Genomic DNA, 952 nt, shown 5'->3' on the forward strand with positions numbered 1-952 from the left:
CCGAACCCGACGTTGCGGGCCACGGTCAGGTGCGCGAACAGCGCCCCCTCCTGCGGGACGAGCCCGACCCGGCGCCGCTCCGGTGCGACGGCGGTGACGTCGTCACCGTCGAGGTGCACCGTCCCGGCCGCGGGCCGGTGCAGCCCGGCGACCACCCGCAGCAGGGTCGTCTTCCCGCTGCCCGACGCGCCGAGCACCGACACCAGCTCACCCGGCGCGACGTCGAGGTCGATCCCGTGCAGCACCGGGTCCCGGCCGTAGCCCGCCCGCAGCCCGCGCACCGACAACCCGGTCCTCATCGCCCTCCTCCCGGCACGCCCGCGGTGGCCCGGACCAGCAGCGCCGCGGGGACGCACGCCAGCAGCAGCAGCGCCAGCGCAGCGGGGGCGGCCGCGCCGAAGGCCCCGAGCGAGGTCTGCGACCACAACCGGGTGGCCAGGGTGTCGATCCCGGTCGGGCGCAGCATGAGCGTCGCCGGGAGCTCCTTCATCGCCGTCACCGCCACGAGCAGCCCACCGGCGGCCACACCGGGCGCGGCCTGCGGCGCCGTCACCGACCACCAGGTCGACCACGGCGTCCGGCCGAGGGTGCGGGCGACCTCCTCGGCCTCGACCGGCACCCGCTCGACCGCCGTGCGGGTCGCACCGAGCGACTTGGGCAGGAACAGGATCGCGTACCCGAACACCAGCACCGCCGCGGTCTGGTAGAGCGCCGGGACCAGCACGAGGGACAGGAACACCAGAGCCAGCCCGACGACGACCCCCGGCAGCCCCTGCCCGAGGTAGGCCACCGACTCGGTCGCGGCGACCGCGCGGGACCGGTACCGGGCCGCGAGCACCCCGACCGGCAGCGCCATCGCCACCGCCAGCAGCGCGGCCGCACCGGACAGCAGGAGCGTCCACCCCGCCGCGACGGCCAGCCGCGGCAGGTCGGCGTCCACCCCGCCGGCGGC

At 77.3% G+C, this 952-nt stretch carries 2 protein-coding genes; both read right to left on the reverse strand.

From position 1 onward, the window contains the following. On the reverse strand, positions 1 to 299 hold a 299-nt coding region (locus GTW08_RS20840), incomplete at its 3' end, for an ATP-binding cassette domain-containing protein (RefSeq protein WP_161152414.1). Beyond that, on the reverse strand, positions 296 to 952 hold a 657-nt coding region (locus GTW08_RS20845; protein ID WP_161152415.1), incomplete at its 5' end, for an ABC transporter permease. The genes GTW08_RS20840 and GTW08_RS20845, both read right to left, overlap by 4 nt.

This window comes from Pseudonocardia sp. SID8383, assembly GCF_009864975.1.
GTDB lineage: Bacteria > Actinomycetota > Actinomycetes > Mycobacteriales > Pseudonocardiaceae > Pseudonocardia > Pseudonocardia alni.